Here is a 15,730-nt window from a genome sequence, read left to right as displayed (position 1 = left end):
AGCCTGGATCGCGGCTCAGCCGCGCAGCTTGTCGAGCCGGGTGTGCAACGCCGCCACCCGGTGGGCGTTGCCGGGCAGCACGACGTACCTCTCGCCGTACGCCGCGAGCAGGGCGTCGTCGAGCCGGCGGACCGCGCCGGGCGGGTAGCGGTAGTCCATGCGCGCCGCGATCAGGTCGTCGTCGACCTCGGCGAGCACGTGGCCGAGCTCGGCGAGCGTGGTGACGCCCAGCTCGGGGAGCAGGCTCGCGATCCAGGCGTAGTGGTCGGTGCGCGACCACTCCGCATCGGCGTACTGGCCGGCGAGGTAGGCCGCCAGCTCGCGCGCGGTCACGCCCACGGCCTGGGTGTCGGGCTCCTCGGGGGCCGTGCCGCGCAGGCGGTCGCGGATCGTGGTGAACTCCTGGTCGGCGAGCTCGAGCAGCCCGGCGGCGAGGGTGAACCGGCGGTCGAAGTCGCGCGCGTGCTCCTCGGGGACCGTGCCCTTGTAGCGGATGTCGTGCTCGAACTCCGCCCATGCGTGCTGCAGCACCGTGCGCACCTGGACCTGCGCGGTGACGCCGTCCTCGCGGGCGACCTGCAGGTGGCGGCTCGCGTAGCCGAACCGGCCCTCGCTCGCGGTCTCCTGCCCCAGGTCGCGGTCGTCGAGCACGCGCAGCTGGCTGCCCAGCACGTCGGCCACCGCGGCCACGTCGCTGCGCACGTAGGTGATCACCCGCAGCCCGACCTGGTCGCCGATGTCGCGCAGCGGGTCGGTGTAGACGGGCACCCCGTCCACGGCCCGGGCGGCCTTCGCGGCGAACGAGTCGACGCTCTTGGCGCGTCCGGTGACGGTCAGGTAGTTGATGCCGGCCTCGTCGAGGATCGACGTCACCAGCGCGACGTACTCCTGCGCGATCGCCACCAGGCGCGGGTGGCGCTCGGCGTACTCCTCCACGGCGGCGCGGATCGTGGCATGCGCGTCGGGCAGCGTCGGGGTGACGATGTAGCCCTCCTCGAACGTGCCGTACGTCGTGGTCCGCTCGGGCCAGCGCTGCGCGAACAGCGCGACGTAGGCGCAGACCACGGCGTCGACCTGGTCCTCCACCGCGCGCAGGTGGCTCTTGCGGGTGGCCTCGGCGACCTGGGTGCGCAGCGTCTGCCAGCTGCGGTCGGTCACGACGATGCGCTCGACGTAGCTCATCAGCGTGAGCAGCTCGCCGCGCAACAGGTCGAGGTCGCGGCCGCGCTTGTCCTTGTACTTCAGCGTGCGGCCCAGGCCGAACAGCACGATCGTCGCCGGGTGCGGGTAGACCTCGATCGCGCGGCGCTCACGGCCCGAGCGCGGGTCCATGTCGAGCCGGAGCCGCTTGCACAGCCGGGCGGCGCGCGAGCCGTTGACGAACTCCGGCTTGCCGAGGTTGGAGGGGTGCGGGGCCGCCTCGAAGCGACGGAAGTCCTTCGCCAGCTCCTGCTCCGCGGGCCTGGACCCCGTCGCGTTCGTGACGATCAGCGGGGCGTCGAACCCGACCAGGCACGGCCCGTCGAGGTACGCCGCGAGGTGCTCCTCGATCTCGTCGTCGGAGTGCACCGTCGAGACGTGCAGCAGTCGCGCCTCGTCGTCGAGCACGGCCAGGCCGGTCGGACGCCGCTCGCCCCAGGCGAGGTCCACGCCGACGTAGTACATGAGGAGAAGACTGCCCTATCCCCCTGCGCGCTCGAGCGCGAAGCGCGCCGATCGCGCCGCGCGGATCGCCCGGTCCACCCGTCCCGAGCACGGCCGCCGGTCCTCCTCGCGGGCACGCTCGCGCACGTGCGCGACTGCGGTCGTGAGGTTCACGGTCATGGGGTTCATGCGGGGACACGCTCCAAGCTGAGATCTGCGGCGGACGTCAGGCAGGAGTCGTGGCCTGGGGTTGCTGATACGCCGGTCTGGACCTGTGGTCGAGGCAGCGGCGATGGTCGCGCTCGCCTGCGTCGAGAGGTACGTCGGCTTCAGGTCGTCGGCGGTCGCCGTCGTTGGCAGCAACGCGGGGACAGGTCCGCCGCAGCCCGGGCTGCCTCCCGGCCCTCTGACCGCAGCCTCCCCGCGCGGTGCCCGCGTCGAGATGTGCATCGGCTTCAGGCCGATTGTGGTCGCCGTCGTCGGCAGCAAGGCGGGACAGGTCCGCCGCGGTCACGGCTTCCTCCCGGCCCTCGGACCGCCGCCTCCCCGCGCGGTGGTTTCGACCTCCGGTGGTTGAGGTGCGAGGGCCGCCAGACCCGAGCCTCGAAACCACCGACCTCCGGTGGTTGAGGTGCGAGGGCCCCAGGCCCGAGCCTCGAAACCACCCCCAGGAATCCGCTCCACTAGAAGCCTTGACTCTCGAACACGTGTTCGGTAGACTGTCGCCACGACTTCATCTCGGGAGTGGCGATGACCGCACAAGCTCACCCTTCGCACCGTGTCACGCGCGCCGTCACCGAGATCTCCGGCGTCCTCGACCAGGTCGGTGACGCGTCCCTGTGGTCCATGGACGTCCACGAGACCGCCGCCACCATCGTCGAACTCACCCGCGTGGCCGCCCGGGTCACCGAGCTGCAGGCCCGCCTCGCCACCCATGCCTCGTCCGTGGGTGTGGCGGAGCAGGTCGGCGCCACCTCGGTGCCGAACTGGTGGGCGCACCAGACCCGCCTCGCCCACGCCGAAGCCCACCGGATCACCAAGCTCGGCACCGGCCTCGACCAGCACCCCCTCGTGCACGCCGCGTTCAAGGCCGGCGCCGTGCTGCCCGACCAGGCAGCCGTGATCATCCACGCCGTCGACGAGCTCCCCGACCACGTCGACCGCGAGCTCCGCGACCGAGCCGAGGCCCACCTCATCGGTGAAGCAGCCCACTACAACGCCAAAGAGCTCGCCAACCTCGGCCAAGGACTCCTCCACGTCATCGACCCCGAAGCCGCCGACGCCCACCAAGCGAAACTGCTTGAGCGCGAGGAACGCGAAGCAGCCATGGCGACCCGGCTGACGATGCACGACGACGGCACCGGCCTGACCCACGGGCGGTTCACGCTGCCCACCGCCCAGGCCGAGGCCTTCAAGAAGCAGCTCCTCGCGATCGCCGCCCCCAAGCACCGGGCCGCGGTCGAGGGTCACCTCGGCGAACGCAAGCCCGGCCCGCAGCGGATGGGGCAGGCCCTCGTGGAGTGGATCGAGCGCTACCCCGCCGACAAGCTCCCGAACACCGGCGGAGTGTCCGCCACCGTGGTCGTCACCATCCCCCTCGACACGTTGCAGGGCGGGCTCAAGCCCGGGGTCCTCGACACCGGTGCCGTGATCTCACCCGGCCAAGCCCGCCGCCTCGCCTGCGAAGCCGGCATCATCCCCGCCGTCCTCAGCGGCACCTCCGAAGTCCTCGACCTCGGCCGCACCCGCCGCTTCCACACCAAAGCCCAGAGGATCGCGATCGCACTGCGCGACAAAGGCTGCACCGCCGACCGATGCGACACCCCACCCGGCGGCTGCCACACCCACCACGACCCACCCTGGGCCACCGGCGGAACGACCGACATCACCCACGCCCGCCTCTACTGCCCCCGACACCACGCCCGAGCCCACGACCCCAACTACGAGACCACCCTGCTCCCCAACGGCAAGGTCGCCTTCACCCGGCGCACCTGAGCCGTACCGCCAGGGACCGCCACCACAACACCCGGGCCCCCGCCGCCCGCAACCCGACCGCGGACCGCAACCATGCCGCCCCAACCACAGCGAACCGCAACCACGCCTCCTCGGAAACCAGGAAGCGGAACCACACGCCTGCCCGTCAGACGCCCGACCGCCGCCACCCCGCACAGGCCGTCAGGCGCAGACCTTCGGGCGCGGGCCGTCAGGCGTTCACCCGGGCAACAGCTTCCAGGTGCCTTCGGAGACGACCTCGACGGTGCCGTCGACCACCGTGATCGCCGACCGGTCGTCGAGGACGTAGGCCGGGCCGCCGATGGCGCTCGCCCAGCGCTCCGCGTCGGCCATGGTGTTCTCCGGGAACACGTCGAGGTGCGGAAAGATCGAGAAGTCCACGACACCGAGGGTTCGGTCGTCAGGCGCCGACGACCACTCGACGAAGTCGGCACCGATCCGGGGCGTCATCACCATGCTCCCGGCGCTGACGCCGACCCAGACGGCGTCGGTCAGGGTGGACAGACGCTCGGCGAGCCCGGACTCCCGCATCCAGTGGCACAGGTACGTCGCGTCACCGCCGTCGGCGAGGAGAACGTCCGCCTCCTCGACCCACGGCACCCAACGGTCCGGGCCGATCGTCGGCAGCGCGGTGAGCTCCAGGAGGCCCACCGACTTCCACGGGAGTGACGTCATGCCGCCACCCGCCTGCGTACCGCTGACGAACCGGCGCGCGGACGCCGGCCCGCACATCGGGTGGCCCCACTGTGCCGTGGGGATGCAGAGCGCGGTCGCGTCCTCGATCGGCTTGCCCAGGAGCTCGACGAGCGCGCGGTGGATGCTGCCGTTGGTGATGCCGCCGGACGTGAGCAGGAGCTTCACGGTTCCTCCTGGGTCGGGACCTGGACCGCCGACGGTAGACGCTCGACGGACAGCCGACCACCGCTGCGCGGTCGAGGGCGGTGACGCGCAGGGCGACCGCGATGGGCTCGCCAGGCGGACACCTGTCAGAGCGCGGCGTACTCCTGCGCGATCGCGGCGCCGAGCACCGCGTTGTTGCGCACGAGCGCGATGTTGGCGGTGAGCGAGGCGCCGCCGGTGATCTCGACGATGCGGCCCAGGAGGTACGGCGTCGCGTCCTTGCCGTGGATGCCGAGCGCGTCCATGTCGGCGAGCGCCTGGTCGATGATCACGCCGATCTCGTCGGCGGGGATCTCGTCCTCGACCGGGATCGGGTTGGCGATGACGACTCCGCCGGCGATGCCGAGGCGCCACTTGGCGGCCATCGTCGCCGCGATCTCGGCAGCGGTGTCGGTACGCATCGGGGCAGCGTGACCGCTGGAGCGGGAGTAGAACGACGGGAACTCGTCGGCGCCGTAGGCGAGGACGGGGACGCCGAGAGACTCCAGCCGCTCGAGGGTCAGGCCGATGTCGAGGATGCTCTTCACCCCGGCGGAGACCACGGCGACATCGGTCGTGCCGAGCTCGGTCAGGTCGGCCGACTCGTCGAAGGACTGCTGTGCGCCGCGGTGCACGCCGCCGAGGCCACCGGTCACGAAGACCCGGATGCCGGCGAGCGCTGCCAGGCGCATCGTCGCGGCGACCGTCGTCGCACCGTGGGCGCCACTGGCCATCACGAACGGCAGGTCACGCACGCTCACCTTGGCGACGTCGGGGTGGCTGGCGAGCAGCTCGAGGTCATCGGGCCCGAGGCCGATGCGCGGCCGGCCGTCGAGCACGGCGATCGTCGCGGGCACCGCGCCGGCGGCACGGATGATGTCCTCGACCTCGGTCGCCATGGCGACGTTCTGCGGATAGGGCATGCCGTGGCTGATGATCGTGCTCTCCAGCGCGACGACGGGCGCGCCGTCGCGCAGCGCCTGCGCGACCTCGTCGGTGAGGGTGAGCATCGGGTGGGGCTCCGGGTGCGGTGTGGTCATGACAGCAGGCTCCTGACGAGTCGGTCGGTGAGGTCGGGTCGGACGGTGTGGGGACTTGCGACGGTGAGGGCCGCCGCGGCATGGCCGTACGCCGCGGCCGCGGCGGGCTCGGCACCCTCGAGCAGGGCGTGGCAGAACGCCGCGGTCATGGAGTCGCCCGCCCCGGTGACGTCGACGACGCCGGAGTCGGTGCCCGCGTCGACGGACTCCAGAGACACGACGCCGCCCGCGGCGCTCAGCAGGGAGCCGGCCGGACCGAGCCGCACCCACACCACCTCCACGCCGCGGTCGTGGAGCGCCCGGACGGCGGCCTCCTGCTGGCGGCGGGTGCGGGTCGGCAGGTCGGTCAGCGCGGCCAGCTCGTCGCAGTTGGGGGTGATCGCGAACACGGGCCGGCTCCCGTCGAGGAGGGGGGCCAGCAGTGCGGCCTTCGGCACGCTCACCGGGTCGAGCACGACGCGCGTGCCGACGTCCGCGGCCAGGTCGACCGCGTAACGCAGGGTCGGGGTCGCGAGGTTGCCGTCCAGCACCAGCAGCGATGCGGCTGCGACCAAGTCGCGGGCGGCGGCGACGTGCTCGGGGGTGATCGCCTCGGTGGCGGCCATGTCGGCCACCGCGACGACGAGCTCCCCGTTCGCGTCGAGGACGGCGGTGTAGGTGCCGGTGGATGCGGCTTCTCGTCGTACGTGCTCGACGCGCACTCCGGCGTTGGACGTCGCCGACAGCACCTGGTCGCCGAGGCCGTCGCTCCCGATGCCGGCGACCAGGTGGGTCCGGGTGCCCAGCCGGGCGAGGTTCTCGGCGATGTTGCGTCCCACACCGCCTGCGGCCATCGAGGAGGCCCCGGGGTTGCTCGTCGCGGGGACGGCCGACCGGGCGCTGCGCGCCTTGATGTCCATGTTGGCCCCGCCCACGACCACGACCGACTCGCCCTCGCTCAACACGTAGCCACGACCGAGGACCACGCCCTTGCGGGTCAGGTTCGAGAGGTGGACGTTGACGGCGGCGCGTGTCGTCCCGAGCGCCTCGGCGATGGCGGCCGAGGCGATCAGCGGGTCGCGGCGGAGCAGCGTCACGATCTCCTGCTCGCGCTCCGTGAGGTTCATGCTTACTACTATAAAGCGCCTTTATCTTGATAAGCAACGGGCCCGGGCGTGACGAGCGTCGCGATCGCGGTCGTCAACGGCACCGCGAGGACCAGACCGATGCTGCTCGCCAGCGTGCGCACGATCTCCTCGGTGATGTCCTCGGTCGCCAGGAGGTCCACGAAGGGCAGTCCGTAGAGCCGCAGGATCAGCAGGACGGCGAGCGCCGTACCGGCGTAGGCGAAGACGATCGTGTAGATCGTGGAGGCGATGTGGTCGCGTCCGATGCGCATCCCACTGGCGAAGACCTGCGTCCGGCTCATCGCGGGGGCGGCCCCGCGGATCTCCCACACGGCAGAGGACTGGGTGATCGTGACGTCGTTGAGGACGCCGAGCCCGGCGACGACCGTGGCACAGGCGAAGAGCCCGTGGAAGCTGAGGCCGCCCACCAGGGTGGAGAGGATGCCGGCCGACTCGTCGGCGATACCGGTGAGGTGGGTGGCTCCCGTCGCCAGCACCCCGAGCCACGCGGTCACCAGGACACCTGCGAGCGTGCCCGCGAGGGCCGTGCTCGTGCGCATCGAGAAGCCGTGCGTCGTGTACAGCACCACGAACATGATCGCGGCCGCCGCGGTCAGCCCGACCCGAAGCCCGGACTCACCGGTCAGCAGGGCCGGCAGCACGAACTCCCAGAGCAGCAGTCCGCTGAATGCCAGCCCGACGAGCGCGAAGAGGCCCCGCCACCGCGCGATGACCAGCACGATGCCGACGAACACCACCAGCAGGACCAGCAACGGCGTGCTCCGGTCGGTGCCGAAGTAGGCGTACGACGCGTCAGCCCCGTCCTGCCCCGGGGTGCGCTGCAGCTTCACGGTGTCACCGCGCGCGAGGCCCGACGCCGTGACGTGGGGGGCGACCTGGACCGCGGCACGGTCGCCCTTGCCCGCGCCCTCGTCGACCTTCACCTCGATCTGGCCGCAGCCGGCCGTCTGGTCCTCGGGACCATCACAGGCCGGGTGCACCGCGACGACCTCGGCCGTCGGGAACGTCACGCCCGGTGCCGCGAACGGCGCGCTCGCGGTGATCTTGTCGACCTCGGTGCCGCTCGGCCACAGCAGCACGAGGCCGGCGACCGCCGCGACGGCGGCCAGCGCGAGGGCGATGAGCAGCACCGCCCGCGGACCGCGCGCGATCTCGACGTCCGTGTCGGCGTGACCGTGCCCCCCATGCCCGTGCCCGTGCCCGCCATGCCCGGCGCGCGCCCGGTGTGCCCCCTGCGAGTGGCCTGCCGCCATGCCGCGATCCTTCCCCCGTCCCGAGCGTCCGACCGGCTCGGCGGACCCAGTCTGCACCTCGGCGCGACGGGGTCCAGAATGGTCGCGTGCCGACGACCAGCCAGTGGCTCGCCTACGTGGCCGCCAGCGTGGTCTTCATCCAGGTCCCCGGCCCGAGCCTCCTCTTCACGATCGGCCGAGCCCTGACCGTCGGTCGTCGCGACGCACTGCTCTCGGTGGCCGGCAACGCGATCGGCGTGACCACCCAGGTGATGCTGGTCGCGGTCGGTCTCGGTGCGGTCGTCGCGGCGAGCACGCAGGCGTACGTCGCGTTGAAGATCTGCGGGGCGGCGTACGTCGTCTGGCTCGGCATCCAGGCGATCCGGCACCGTGCCGACGCCCGGTCCGCACTCGGCGCCGTCGACCGGATCGGTCTGGCACCCGCTCCGGCGCTGCGCTCGCTGCGCATCGGCTTCACCGTCGGGCTGACCAACCCGAAGACCATCGTGTTCTTCGTGGCGTTCTTGCCGCAGTTCGTCAACGAGTCGGCCGGGCACGCCCGGCTCCAGCTCGCCGTGCTCGGCCTGGCCTTCGGCCTGATGGCCGTCTGCTCCGACACGGTCTGGGCGTTGGCCGCGAGCAGGGCACGGGACTGGTTCGCCCGCCGGCCCACCCGTCTCGACACGCTCGGGACCGCCGGCGGTGTGATGATGATCGGCCTCGGCGCGCTGCTCGTCGCGACGGACTAGTCGTCCCGGGCGCTAGACCCGACGTTGGTCGTGCGCGAGCAGGGCCACGCCTAGGGAGAGCCGCGAGGCCGGGTCGTCGAGGGGATGGCCGATCAGGTCCTCCAGCCGGCGCAGAGCGGGGTAGAGCGAGGTCCGGTTGCGGTGCGCGACCCGGGCGAGCTCGGTCTTGTTGCCACCGACGGCGAGGAACTGGCGCAGCAGCTCGACCAGCCCGGACCCGTGTCGCGCCTCGTGCTCGAGCAGGGCCCCGAGCTCGGCCTCGGCGAACTCCTGGAGGCGCGCGTCGCCCCGCAGCGACATCAGCAGCCCCGGGAGCCGGATGTCGGCCTGGCGGAAGCAGCCCACCTGGTCGTCCTGGCCGGTGCGCGGGAGCGAGGCCGCCACGTCGGCCACGGCACGGGCACTGCGCAGGGAAGCCCCCGCCATCAGCACCCGGTCGACGACCGGCCCCGACGCGAGCACCGCGTCCGGCTCCCGGTCGCGGAGCTCACGACCGACCGCGTCGAGCGTGGCGTCACCTCCGGCGAGGAGCGCTCCGGCGTGCGCCCCGTCGAGTACGCCGACCACGCCGAACGCGCCGGCCGCCAGCACCGCCTCGTGGAGGAGCTCGCTGAGCCGGACCATCCGGCGCTGCGCGGCGGCGACCTCGGACGGCGCCTCCCGGCGCAGCCGCGCCGCGAGCCCGACGTACTCCCGCTCACCGGGTACGCCGAGCGCGCGCAGCCGGGCCGCGGCGGCGGCCTCGGTCCCGAGGCGGTCGTCGAGGAGGTCGAGCAGGAAACCACCGTGCACCCGCAGCTGGATCGCGATGTCGTCGCGCTCGACCATCCGGGCCAGCTCGAGCGCCTGCGCGGCCCGCTCGAGCACCACCCGCACCCGCGCGTCGACCTCGCTGCCGGCACCCACCGCGACCAGCCGGCCCCAGGGTCCGCCGTGGATGCCGACCGGGGTGGTCAGCCAGCGTTCGGGTCCCGCGGCCCCGGTGGCCCGCAGGAAGGGGGTGAGCCGGGAGCGCCGCTCCCAGTCTGCGAGCAGGAGGTCGACCGGCTCGCCGACCGCGGCCGGGGCGAGCACCCGCCGGGTCAGGTCCTCGAGCACCACCGAGGTGCCCGCGAGCGCGGCGGCCGCAGCGACGAGCCGCTCCGAGTCCGCGCGGGCCAGGCCGAGGTCGGTGAACGTGCGATGGACCTCCCCGGCGAACCGGACCTGCTCGAACTGCTCGGCCACCAGCGCGCGGTGCACGGTCTCGGTGACGTCGACGAACCGCACCGGTCGGTTCAGCGCCACCACCGGCAGGCCGGACTCGCGGGCCCGTCGCAGCGCCAGCTCGGGGATCGAGGGGTAGTCGGCGCTGAGCTCGACGACCAGTCCCGCGGCGCCGGCGTCGACGAGCTGCCCGACGAAGTCGGCCGCGGCCTGCGGCGAGGCGGCCATCCCCAGCCCGGTGGTGAGGACCAGCTCGTGCCCGGCGAGCACGGAGCCCACGTCGCGGACCTCCGAGACGTGCACCCAGCGCAGCTCGGCGTCCAGCTGGGCATCCCCGCTGAGGACCACCGGGTCGCCGGCGACGAGCGGCGAGAGGCCGAGCGCCTGGCGCACGGTGATGGCCATGGAGCGGAGTCTAGGGGACGATCTGTCGCTCAAGAGCCGTCTTGGGCGACGATTCGTCCCTCGCGTGCCGCGGCCAACGCCACCAGGATGGGCGTCATGACCTCCCCCACGACCATCCCGCACTGGATCGACGGCCGCCCGGAGACCGGGGCAGCCGCCCGGGTCTCCGACGTGACGAACCCCGCCACGGGCCGCGTGACCGGCCACGTGGTCCTCGCGGACGCGGCCGACGTCGAGGCCGCCGTCGCGTCGGCCAAGGCCGCGTCCGCCACTTGGGCGGCGACCTCGGTCAGCGCGCGCACCCAGGTCGTGTTCCGGTTCCGCGAGCTGCTCAACGAGCGCAAGGAGGAGCTGGCCGCGATCATCACCGCCGAGCACGGCAAGGTGCACTCCGACGCCGTCGGCGAGGTGTCGCGGGGCCAGGAGGTCGTGGAGTTCGCCTGCGGCATCCCCCACCTGCTCAAGGGCGGCAACAGCCCCCAGGTCTCGACCGGCGTGGACGTGCACAGCATCCGTCAGCCGCTCGGCGTCGTGGGCATCATCAGCCCGTTCAACTTCCCGGCCATGGTCCCGATGTGGTTCTTCCCGATCGCGATCGCCGCCGGCAACGCCGTGGTCCTCAAGCCCAGCGAGAAGGACCCGTCCGCATCGATCTGGATGGCCCGGCTGTGGCAGGAGGCCGGCCTCCCCGACGGTGTCTTCACCGTGCTCCAGGGCGACAAGGTGGCCGTCGACGGTCTCCTCGACCACGCGGATGTCGCCTCGATCAGCTTCGTGGGCTCGACCCCGATCGCGGAGTACGTCTACGAGCGGGCCAGCAAGGCGGGCAAGCGGGTGCAGGCGCTCGGCGGGGCGAAGAACCACATGGTGGTCCTCCCCGACGCCGACCTCGACCTGGCGGCCGACGCCGCGGTGAGCGCCGGCTACGGCTCCGCCGGGGAGCGCTGCATGGCGATCAGCGTGGTCGTCGCCGTCGGCGGCACCGGCGACGCGCTGGTCGAGAAGATCGCCGAGCGCACCGGCACGCTGCGCATCGGCGACGGGACCCGCGGGACGGACATGGGCCCCCTCGTCACCTCCGTGCACCGGGACAAGGTGGCGTCGTACGTCGATGCCGGCGAGGCCGACGGCGCCACGCTCGTGGTCGACGGGCGCAAGGTCGACGCCGACGGCGAGCAGGACGGGTTCTGGCTCGGTCCCACGCTGTTCGACCACGTCCGGCCCTCGATGAGCATCTACACCGACGAGATCTTCGGCCCGGTGCTGTGCGTGGTGCGCGCCGAGACGTACGCCGAGGCTCTCGATCTCGTGAACGCCAACCGCTACGGCAACGGCACCGCGATCTTCACCAGCAACGGCGGCGCCGCCCGCGCCTTCGAGCAGGACGTGCAGGTCGGGATGATCGGCGTGAACGTCCCGATCCCGGTCCCGATGGCGTACTACTCCTTCGGTGGCTGGAAGGCCTCGCTCTTCGGCGACACCCACGCGCACGGCGTCGAAGGCGTGCACTTCTTCACCCGAGGCAAGGTCGTCACGATCCGCTGGCCCGACCCCGGCACCGCCGGCGGCCTCGAGCTGGCCTTCCCGAAGAACCACTGACCCCGACCGCAGAGAGGACAGCCATGAGCACGACGTACGAGCTGGACCGCAAGCACGTCTTCCACTCCTGGTCCGCGCAGGCCGAGATCACCCCGATGGTGATCAGCGCGGCTCGCGGGTCCTACGTGTGGGACGAGGACGACCGGCGCTACCTGGACTTCTCCTCCCAGCTGGTGTTCACCAACATCGGCCACCAGCACCCGCGCGTGGTGGCCGCGATCAAGGAGCAGGCCGACCGGCTCTGCACGATCGCTCCCCAGCACGCCAACGAGCAGCGCTCGCAGGCCGCCGCGCTGATCGCGGAGATCGCCCCGGACGGGTTCGAGAAGGTGTTCTTCACCAACGGCGGCGCCGACGCCAACGAGCACGCCGTCCGGATGGCGCGGCTGCACACCGGGCGCTTCAAGGTGTTGACGGCGTACCGCTCGTACCACGGTGGCACGCAGACCGCGATCAACCTGACCGGCGACCCCCGGCGCTGGCCCAACGACACAGCGACGGCCGGGACCGTGCACTTCTTCGGCCCATTCCTCTACCGCTCGGAGTTCCACGCCACGACGCAGGAGGAGGAGTGCGAGCGCGCCCTGCAGCACCTCGCCCGCACGATCGAGGCCGAGGGGCCGCAGACGATCGCCGCGATCCTGCTGGAGACGATCCCCGGGACCGCCGGCATCTTCGAGCCCCCGCCGGGCTACCTCGCCGGCGTCCGCGAGCTCTGCGACCGGCACGGCATCGCGCTGATCCTCGACGAGGTGATGGCCGGCTTCGGCCGCGCCGGCACCTGGCTCGCGCTGGACCGGTACGGCGTGACCCCTGACCTGATCACGTTCGCCAAGGGCGTGAACTCCGGCTATGTGCCGCTGGGCGGGGTGATCATCAGCGACCCGATCGTGGACACGTTCGCCCACCAGCCCTATCCGGGTGGGCTCACCTACTCCGGTCACCCGCTGGCGACCGCCGCGGCGGTCGCGACCATCCACACGATGCGCGACGAGGGCATCGTGGAGAACGCCGACCGTCTCGGCCGCGAGGTCCTCGGGCCCGGCCTGGCCGAGCTCGCCGAGCGGCACCCGTGCGTCGGTGAGGTCCGCGGGGTGGGCGCGTTCTGGGCGGTCGACCTGGTCACCGACCGGACCACCCGCGACCTGCTGCCGCCGGCCGCGCTCGGCGAGGTGGTTGCGGCGTGCAAGGCCGCCGGGATGCTGCCGTTCGCCAACACCAACCGGATCCACCTGGTGCCGCCGTGCACGATGAGTGACGAGGAGGCCCGCGAGGGCCTGGCGATCCTCGACGAGGCGCTCAAGGCCGGCGACGTCCACGTTGCCTGACCGAGTGCCTGAGCCCACCGCCTACGAGCGCCATGCGCCGGCGCCGGCCGCGGTCGAGGCCGCGCTGGCGCCGTCTCGGCACGCGGTCTTCTGGCTCGAGGACGCACCCGGTGCGGCGTACCCGCCCTTGCACGGGTCGACGACGGCCGACCTGACGGTCGTCGGCGGCGGCTACTGCGGCCTGTGGACGGCGGTGCTCGCCAAGCGCCGCGACCCCGGCGCCCGCGTCGTGCTCCTCGAGGCGAACACCGTCGGATGGGCGGCGTCGGGGCGCAACGGCGGCTTCTGCGAGGCCAGTCTCACCCACGGCGAGGAGAACGGCCGGTCGCGCTGGCCCGAGGAGTACGCCGTGCTCGACCGGCTCGGCCGGGAGAACCTCGACGCGTTCGAGGCCGATGTGCGCGACCTCGGGCTGGACTGCGAGCTCGAGCGCACCGGGACGCTGACCGTGGCGGTCGAGCCGCACCAGGTGGAGTGGCTCGCCGACGCTCCGGGATTCCTGGACGCCGACGGCGTACGCCGCGAGGTCGACAGCCCGCTGTTCCTCGCCGGCGAGTGGAGCCGCGACGACTGCGCGTTGGTGCACCCGGCGCGGCTGGCCCGTGAGCTCGCCCGGGTGGCCACCGACCTCGGCGTCGAGATCCACGAGCACACCCGGGTCGACGGTCTCGACACCGGACGTTCGGGTGGCTCGGGCCCGGTGCGCGTGCGCACCACCGCCGGTGTGGTGACCGCCGACCGGGTGGTGCTCGCGACCAACGTCTTCCCCGCCCTGGTGCGGCGGGCGCGGCCGCTGACGGTGCCGGTCTACGACTACGTGCTGATGACCGAGCCGCTCAGCGACGCCCAGCTCGGCTCGATCGGGTGGCAGCACCGCCAGGGCCTCGCCGACCTGGCCAACCAGTTCCACTACTCCCGCCTCACCGCCGACAACCGCATCCTCTGGGGTGGCTACGACGCGATCTACCGCCGGCGCGTCAGCGGCGAGCACGAGGAGCGCCCGGAGACGTTCCGGCGGCTGGCCTCGCACTTCCTCGCCGTGTTCCCGCAGCTGGAGGGCGTCACGTTCACCCACCGCTGGGCCGGGGCGATCGACACCTCCACCCGCTTCACGGCGTTCCACGGCCTGGCCGCGCGCGGCCGCGTGGCGTACGCCGCCGGCTTCACCGGCCTCGGCGTCGGTGCCACCCGGTTCGCGGCCGAGGTGATGCTGGACCGCCTGGGCGGTCTCGACACCGAGCGCACCGGCCTGGAGATGGTGCGCCGGCTGCCGCTGCCGTTCCCGCCCGAGCCGCTCGCCAGCGCCGGCATCAACCTCACCCGGTGGTCGCTCGACCGCGCCGACCACCGGCAGGGGCGGCGCAACCTGTTCCTCCGCACGCTCGACCGCGCGGGACTGGGGTTCGACTCGTGACCGCGCCCTCGTCCCGCCGTCTCCTCTGCGCCGACGTGCGGGCCGCCGACCTCGGCCCCGAGCGGACGCTCGAGCTCGACACCCTCGGCGACACCGAGGTCGGGGTGTGGTCGATGACCCCCGGCACCGAGCAGGACACCGAGACCGACGAGGTCTTCGTGGTGCTCTTCGGTCGCGGCACGGTCACCTTCGAGGACGGTGAGGTCGTCACGCTCACCCCCGGCGTCGCCGTACGCCTGCGCGCCGGCGAGCGCACCACCTGGACCGTCACCGAGACGATCCGCAAGGTCTACGTCGCCCGGTAGGGACGGGCCGGCCGACTTCGACCCCGACCGCCGGCCCGCGTAGGTCGGGTCCCCTCGACACGAAAACCGCGCGACGCCACCGCCACCGCAGCACGAGACTGGCGGCGTGACCCAGGACCTCAGTGCGGTCTCGTGGCCGGCGGCGACCGCCCGGCTGACGATCCGCCCCGCGACCGCCGACGACCTCGACGCCACCTGGGCGTTCCGCCGCCTGCCCGAGGTCACCGAGTGGGTCACCTGGGCGACCACGGACCGCGCGGCGTACGCCGAGATGTTCCTGGCCGCCGACCGACTCACGAGCACGCTCGTGGTCGAGCGCGACGGCGTCGTCGTCGGCGACCTGATGCTGCGCGTCGAGGACGCCTGGGCCCAGGGCGAGGTCGCCGACCAGGCTCGGGGCGCGCAGGCGGAGCTCGGCTGGACCCTCGACCCGGCGCACGCCGGGCGGGGCTACGCCACCGAGGCCGTCACCGAGCTGGTGCGGATCTGCTTCGAGGACCTCGGTCTGCGCCGGGTCACCGCCCTGTGCTTCGCCGACAACGCCGCGTCGTGGCGGCTGATGGAGCGGGTCGGGATGCGCCGGGAGAGCCACAACGTGCGCGACTCGCTGCACCGCTCGGGCCAGTGGCTCGACGGCTACGGCTACGCCCTGCTCGCCGAGGAGTGGCGGGCGCGGAGGACTGCCGACCACTAGCGCCCCGGGCGTGATCCTGGCATCACTTCGCGCAGGCTCCTCAAGCGTCGGCCCGTTTCGCCGATCTGTTCATCGAACGAAACGGAATTCGCTGA

The 15,730-nt window shown here is 72.6% G+C and carries 14 protein-coding genes; 7 read left to right on the top strand and 7 right to left on the bottom strand.

Features of this window, described 5'->3' with window-relative positions; all coding sequences use genetic code 11:
- Positions 1–15 precede the first annotated feature (15 nt).
- Entirely contained in the window at positions 16–1,665 is a 1,650-nt protein-coding gene (locus AC3ANS_RS23765) for a DUF429 domain-containing protein (RefSeq protein WP_488294034.1), read from the bottom strand.
- A gap of 15 nt (positions 1,666–1,680) precedes the next feature.
- On the bottom strand, positions 1,681–1,833 hold the full coding sequence (locus tag AC3ANS_RS23760) for a hypothetical protein (protein WP_488294033.1): 153 nt from the start codon (positions 1,831–1,833) through the stop codon (positions 1,681–1,683).
- A gap of 561 nt (positions 1,834–2,394) precedes the next feature.
- Here AC3ANS_RS23760 and AC3ANS_RS23755 point away from each other — a divergent pair.
- Positions 2,395–3,639, top strand: a complete 1,245-nt coding sequence (locus tag AC3ANS_RS23755) for an HNH endonuclease signature motif containing protein (protein WP_488294032.1) — start codon at positions 2,395–2,397, stop codon at positions 3,637–3,639.
- A 216-nt stretch (positions 3,640–3,855) separates the two neighbouring features.
- Here AC3ANS_RS23755 and AC3ANS_RS23750 read toward each other — a convergent pair whose 3' ends face one another.
- The 4 genes from AC3ANS_RS23750 to AC3ANS_RS23735 all read right to left on the bottom strand — a co-directional run bounded on the left by AC3ANS_RS23750 (position 3,856) and on the right by AC3ANS_RS23735 (position 7,956).
- Positions 3,856–4,518, bottom strand: a complete 663-nt coding sequence (locus tag AC3ANS_RS23750; protein ID WP_488294031.1) for a Type 1 glutamine amidotransferase-like domain-containing protein — start codon at positions 4,516–4,518, stop codon at positions 3,856–3,858.
- A 125-nt stretch (positions 4,519–4,643) separates the two neighbouring features.
- Positions 4,644–5,576 carry a pseudouridine-5'-phosphate glycosidase gene (locus AC3ANS_RS23745; protein WP_488294030.1) on the bottom strand — a complete coding sequence of 311 codons (933 nt, stop codon included), beginning with the start codon at positions 5,574–5,576 and terminating at the stop codon, positions 4,644–4,646.
- Positions 5,573–6,682: a carbohydrate kinase gene (locus tag AC3ANS_RS23740; RefSeq protein ID WP_488294029.1), complete on the bottom strand. Its 1,110-nt coding sequence runs from the start codon at positions 6,680–6,682 to the stop codon at positions 5,573–5,575. Before AC3ANS_RS23740 ends, AC3ANS_RS23745 begins: the two co-directional genes overlap by 4 nt.
- Positions 6,683–6,690: 8 nt before the next feature.
- Positions 6,691–7,956, bottom strand: coding sequence for a YibE/F family protein (locus AC3ANS_RS23735; RefSeq protein ID WP_488294028.1), 1,266 nt, complete (start codon positions 7,954–7,956; stop codon positions 6,691–6,693).
- A gap of 86 nt (positions 7,957–8,042) precedes the next feature.
- Here AC3ANS_RS23735 and AC3ANS_RS23730 point away from each other — a divergent pair, with 86 nt between their 5' ends.
- Entirely contained in the window at positions 8,043–8,684 is a 642-nt protein-coding gene (locus AC3ANS_RS23730; RefSeq protein ID WP_488294027.1) for a LysE family translocator, read from the top strand.
- A gap of 12 nt (positions 8,685–8,696) precedes the next feature.
- Here the strand turns inward: AC3ANS_RS23730 and AC3ANS_RS23725 are convergent, their stop codons facing one another.
- Positions 8,697–10,295 (bottom strand): PucR family transcriptional regulator, encoded by a 1,599-nt coding sequence (locus AC3ANS_RS23725; RefSeq protein WP_488294026.1) that lies wholly within the window; start codon positions 10,293–10,295, stop codon positions 8,697–8,699.
- A 96-nt stretch (positions 10,296–10,391) separates the two neighbouring features.
- Here AC3ANS_RS23725 and AC3ANS_RS23720 point away from each other — a divergent pair, with 96 nt between their 5' ends.
- The 5 genes from AC3ANS_RS23720 to AC3ANS_RS23700 all read left to right on the top strand — a co-directional run bounded on the left by AC3ANS_RS23720 (position 10,392) and on the right by AC3ANS_RS23700 (position 15,635).
- Complete coding sequence (locus AC3ANS_RS23720; protein WP_488294025.1) at positions 10,392–11,894, top strand: CoA-acylating methylmalonate-semialdehyde dehydrogenase; 1,503 nt, start codon at positions 10,392–10,394, stop codon at positions 11,892–11,894.
- Positions 11,891–13,222 (top strand): aminotransferase class III-fold pyridoxal phosphate-dependent enzyme, encoded by a 1,332-nt coding sequence (locus AC3ANS_RS23715; RefSeq protein ID WP_488296558.1) that lies wholly within the window; start codon positions 11,891–11,893, stop codon positions 13,220–13,222. Before AC3ANS_RS23720 ends, AC3ANS_RS23715 begins: the two co-directional genes overlap by 4 nt.
- A 4-nt stretch (positions 13,223–13,226) precedes the next feature.
- Positions 13,227–14,636 (top strand): NAD(P)/FAD-dependent oxidoreductase, encoded by a 1,410-nt coding sequence (locus tag AC3ANS_RS23710; RefSeq protein ID WP_488294024.1) that lies wholly within the window; start codon positions 13,227–13,229, stop codon positions 14,634–14,636.
- Positions 14,633–14,941: a cupin domain-containing protein gene (locus AC3ANS_RS23705; RefSeq protein WP_488294023.1), complete on the top strand. Its 309-nt coding sequence runs from the start codon at positions 14,633–14,635 to the stop codon at positions 14,939–14,941. Before AC3ANS_RS23710 ends, AC3ANS_RS23705 begins: the two co-directional genes overlap by 4 nt.
- 106 nt (positions 14,942–15,047) lie before the next feature.
- Positions 15,048–15,635, top strand: a complete 588-nt coding sequence (locus AC3ANS_RS23700) for a GNAT family N-acetyltransferase (RefSeq protein ID WP_488294022.1) — start codon at positions 15,048–15,050, stop codon at positions 15,633–15,635.
- Positions 15,636–15,730 lie beyond the last annotated feature (95 nt).

Source organism: Nocardia sp. 149-1B, assembly GCF_057747975.1.
This window is presented reverse-complemented; position numbering and strand designations above follow the sequence as displayed.

Coding starts and splice junctions, on each gene's coding strand:
- AC3ANS_RS23745 (WP_488294030.1), bottom strand. CDS start 5,576: ATGACCACACCGCACCCGGAGCCCCACCCGATGCTCACCCTCACCGAC.
- AC3ANS_RS23740 (WP_488294029.1), bottom strand. CDS start 6,682: ATGAACCTCACGGAGCGCGAGCAGGAGATCGTGACGCTGCTCCGCCGC.
- AC3ANS_RS23755 (WP_488294032.1), top strand. CDS start 2,395: ATGACCGCACAAGCTCACCCTTCGCACCGTGTCACGCGCGCCGTCACC.
- AC3ANS_RS23725 (WP_488294026.1), bottom strand. CDS start 10,295: ATGGCCATCACCGTGCGCCAGGCGCTCGGCCTCTCGCCGCTCGTCGCC.
- AC3ANS_RS23760 (WP_488294033.1), bottom strand. CDS start 1,833: ATGAACCCCATGACCGTGAACCTCACGACCGCAGTCGCGCACGTGCGC.
- AC3ANS_RS23735 (WP_488294028.1), bottom strand. CDS start 7,956: ATGGCGGCAGGCCACTCGCAGGGGGCACACCGGGCGCGCGCCGGGCAT.
- AC3ANS_RS23765 (WP_488294034.1), bottom strand. CDS start 1,665: ATGTACTACGTCGGCGTGGACCTCGCCTGGGGCGAGCGGCGTCCGACC.
- AC3ANS_RS23720 (WP_488294025.1), top strand. CDS start 10,392: ATGACCTCCCCCACGACCATCCCGCACTGGATCGACGGCCGCCCGGAG.